5 protein-coding genes are annotated in these 3,338 nt (G+C 61.2%); 2 read left to right on the forward strand and 3 right to left on the reverse strand.

From position 1 onward, the window contains the following. On the forward strand, positions 1-449 hold a 449-nt coding region (locus NW860_RS00025; protein WP_414511855.1), incomplete at its 5' end, for a hypothetical protein. A gap of 6 nt (positions 450-455) precedes the next feature. Here NW860_RS00025 and dapF read toward each other — a convergent pair. Further along, positions 456-1,325, reverse strand: a complete 870-nt coding sequence (dapF, locus tag NW860_RS00030) for a diaminopimelate epimerase (RefSeq protein ID WP_414511856.1) — start codon at positions 1,323-1,325, stop codon at positions 456-458. Positions 1,326-1,348: 23 nt separating this feature from the next. After that, positions 1,349-1,480 (reverse strand): photosystem II reaction center protein PsbN, encoded by a 132-nt coding sequence (gene psbN, locus NW860_RS00035; RefSeq protein WP_414396835.1) that lies wholly within the window; start codon positions 1,478-1,480, stop codon positions 1,349-1,351. Positions 1,481-1,722: 242 nt separating this feature from the next. On the opposite strand from psbN, the gene psbH reads away from it, so the two are divergent. Next, positions 1,723-1,926: a photosystem II reaction center phosphoprotein PsbH gene (gene psbH, locus NW860_RS00040; RefSeq protein WP_414361343.1), complete on the forward strand. Its 204-nt coding sequence runs from the start codon at positions 1,723-1,725 to the stop codon at positions 1,924-1,926. Positions 1,927-1,945: 19 nt separating this feature from the next. On the opposite strand, the gene argJ is transcribed toward psbH, so the two are convergent. After that, positions 1,946-3,187, reverse strand: a complete 1,242-nt coding sequence (gene argJ, locus NW860_RS00045; RefSeq protein WP_414511857.1) for a bifunctional glutamate N-acetyltransferase/amino-acid acetyltransferase ArgJ — start codon at positions 3,185-3,187, stop codon at positions 1,946-1,948. Positions 3,188-3,338 lie beyond the last annotated feature (151 nt).

A 3,338-nucleotide genomic window follows, 5' to 3' on the forward strand; every position in this document is an offset into this window, starting at 1 on the left:
TGCGCAAAGTCAACGTTTACCTTTGGTGCCGTGGCCAAACTGAAGCAGCGCCGGAGTGGAGAGAAAGCTTTGTGGTCGAGCCGTTGAGCCCAAGCAAGCCTGAGGGAGCTTGGAGCCGCGCCTCCAGCTACCGGCAAGACTATCCCGCCATGCGGGTGCTGCTTTTTGGCTTTGGTCTTTGCTTGGGTGGCTTCTACCTGCTGGGCTGGGAGCGGACGGGCTGGATGGACTGGATCCCCGTGGGGCTGGCCTTTGGCTTGGGGGTGATCTTCCCCTGGCTCAAACGCTCCCTCAACCAGGAGGCTCCCCCTCTGTTCCTACGCCTCGGCCTAGGGCTGGGGCTGGTCTGGCTGGGCCTGGCAGTGCTGATGATCTGGCACCAGGGCTGGAGCCCTGCCCACGGGATTCTCACCTTGCTGGCCCTTCTCCTAGTGGGGTTGGGATCCTGAAAGCGCTCACTCGGCAGTGGTGCCGCGGAAAACGGGCAGGGCCGGCCCTGTCATCCACACGTGTTGGGTGTCAAGATCCCAGCGAATCTCCAGGTTTCCTCCCGGCAGCTCTACCGTGGCCTGGGGCTCGGCCCGCTCTTCCAAGACGGCAGCTACTAGGGCGGCACAAGCCCCTGTTCCACAGGCCAGCGTCGCCCCTGCCCCTCGCTCCCAAACCCGCAGCCGCAGGTGGTTAGGGCTGAGCACCTGCACAAATTCGGTGTTGGTGCGCTCGGGAAAGGCGGGGTGATGCTCAAACAGGGGGCCCACCCTTTCCAAGTCCAGTTTCTCCAGGGATCCCTCCTCCTCCAGAAAGACCACGCAATGGGGGTTGCCCATGCTCACTGCCGTCACCCACCACTCCCGCCCGGCCACTGGGAGCGGTTGCCGCACCACCTTTTCCTCTGGCCCGACTAGCGTGGTGGGAATCTGCTGGGCCAAAAGGCGAGGGATCCCCATGTCCACTGTTACCAAGCCATCGGGCTGCACCCGCGGCACAATCCGCCCTGCCAAGGTGTGGATCTGGTAGGCGCCATCCTGGGCGGGGATCCCCAGATCCTGCAAAAAGCGAGCCAGGCAGCGGATGCCGTTGCCGCACATCTCCGCTTCCGAGCCGTCGCTGTTGAACAGGCGCATGCTGAAATCAGCCCCCTCCTGCCCCGGCAGCAGGAAAATGACCCCATCCGCCCCCACCCCAAAGCGGCGGTCGCAGAGGGCAATGGCCTCTTCTGGTGTCAGACAGGGCTGGGGCTGGTGGCGATTGTCCACCAAGATGAAATCGTTTCCCAACCCCTGGTACTTGTGGAAGGTGAGATGGGAGGGCAGCCGGGCAGCCATGCAGTGCAACAAGACAACGGGCTTCAATCCTCGTGCATTTCGAAGGGATCCTTCAAGTTCTTGGAAGGAGGTCCAAAGGCGGTGTAGATGGCAAAGGCGGTAATGACAATAGTAGTGGCCACAATAGCCACGATGAGGGAGAGGCTAGCTTCCATCGCTGGGATCCCGAGAGAGTCTCTCTAGAGTATTACACAAGTTTACAAAACATTGCGCCTCAGCGGCGACATGCACGGAATCCTCTGCCTGGCAAGGACAAGGGATGTCAAGATTCATTGCTATCGGCAAAGGGGTGGGGTCAGATTCTGGTAGCGTGATCTAAAGATGGCTGTTCTTGCGGCATTGAGTCTTTAGAGGATCCGCCGCCAGCTTTGTTCCTTCTTAACCTACGGCGAGAACTATGGCCATTCGTACCCGACTGGGCGATCTGCTGCGTCCGCTGAACTCGGAATACGGCAAAGTAGCCCCCGGCTGGGGCACCACGCCTCTAATGGCAGTCTTCATGGTGCTGTTTGGCATCTTCATGCTGATCCTCCTGGAGATTTACAACAAGTCGCTGCTGCTGGAAGACATCAACGTCTCCTGGGAGAGCCTCAGCTTCTAGTTTGGGCTTGCCAAGCGGCCTAGGTGGTGTACTCGGCGTTGATGCGCACATAGTCGTAGCTGAGATCGCAGCCCCAGGCCACGCCCTGACCGGGCCCCTGGTGGAGGTCCACCGTAAAGACGACGGGATCCCCCTTGAGGTACTTGCAAGCAGCCTGGCGGTCAAAGGGGAGGGGTATTCCTTTCTCTAGAAGCAGGAAATCTCCCAGCCGGATCTCCAGAAGGCGGCTGTCAAAAGGGATCCCTGCTCGGCCAGCGGCGGCGGCCACCCGTCCCCAGTTGGGGTCGCCCCCAAAGGCTGCTGCCTTGACCAAGGGAGAGCTGGCAATGACGCGGGCTATCTGCCGAGCCGACCGGTCGTCGGGGGCGCCCTGCACCCGGATCTCCAGCAACTTGGTGGCTCCCTCCCCGTCGCGGGCAATGGCCTTAGCTAGGTGAATGGAAACCTGGGCAACCATCTCGGCTAGGGTTTGGGCAGCTTTTGTACCCGCTTGCACCGTGGGGATCCCGCTTTGGCCGTTGGCCAGAGCCAGTACCATGTCGTTGGTGCTGGTATCCCCATCCACGGTGATTTGGTTAAAGCTGAGGTCAACAGCCTCTTTGAGGATCTGCTGCCAGAGTGGGGGATCCACAGCCGCATCGGAGGTTAGGAAAGCCAACATGGTCGCCAAGGTGGGGTGGATCATGCCGGATCCCTTGGCGATGCCTCCTACCCTGACGGTGTAGCCGTCAATGTTAGCCTCCAGAGCCGTGCTCTTGGGAACTAGATCAGTGGTGAGGATGGCGCGGGCAGCGCTCTCTCCTCCTGCCGGCGAGAGGCTGTCGATAAGGTGGGGCAGGGCCGCCTTGATTTTGGCCATTTCCAGTTGTTGTCCAATGACCCCTGTGGAGGCGGTGAGCACCTGGTGGGCGGGGATCCCCAGCCGCTCTGCCACCCAGCGGGCCAGTTGGGCATTGTTGCGCTCCCCCTCTTCGCCTGTACAGGCGTTGGCCTGGCCGGCAGTGCAGAGGATGGCCCGCACCGGCTGGCCTTGGGCGAGGATGCTCTGGTTGTAGGTGACGCAGGCGGCCTTAACCTGGTTGGTGGTGAAAACGCCAGCCCCTACCGCCTCGCTGTCGGAAACAATCAGGGCCAGATCGGCGGCGCCGGAGGGCTTGAGGCCAGCGGCTACGCCGGCAGCGCGGAAGCCACGGGGGGCAGTTACAGCACCTGCAACCGGTTTAAACTGGGCTCCTAGATCTGGTGGAATGGGTCTGGTCATACTGGCGGCTGCGCAGCTCCTAGCAAAGCGGGCCGGCTTTTGCGCTGGGAGCAGAGTGGTGTTGTTAGAACTTTACCAAAAAGCGCCGTAAGGCCTCGCCTTTGAAGGTGGGGATGTAAGGCGCAGCATTTTATCCAAGGTTTCCCCTGAT

Origin of the sequence: Synechococcus sp. F70.1 (genome assembly GCF_047502745.1) — a bacterium.
In the GTDB taxonomy this organism is placed as follows: domain Bacteria; phylum Cyanobacteriota; class Cyanobacteriia; order Thermostichales; family Thermostichaceae; genus Thermostichus.

What these genes read in the sequence shown, in the direction of transcription:
- dapF (WP_414511856.1), bottom strand. Translation starts at nt 1,325, where the DNA reads ATGGCTGCCCGGCTGCCCTCCCATCTCACCTTCCACAAGTACCAGGGG.
- psbN (WP_414396835.1), bottom strand. Translation starts at nt 1,480, where the DNA reads ATGGAAGCTAGCCTCTCCCTCATCGTGGCTATTGTGGCCACTACTATT.
- psbH (WP_414361343.1), top strand. Translation starts at nt 1,723, where the DNA reads ATGGCCATTCGTACCCGACTGGGCGATCTGCTGCGTCCGCTGAACTCG.
- argJ (WP_414511857.1), bottom strand. Translation starts at nt 3,187, where the DNA reads ATGACCAGACCCATTCCACCAGATCTAGGAGCCCAGTTTAAACCGGTT.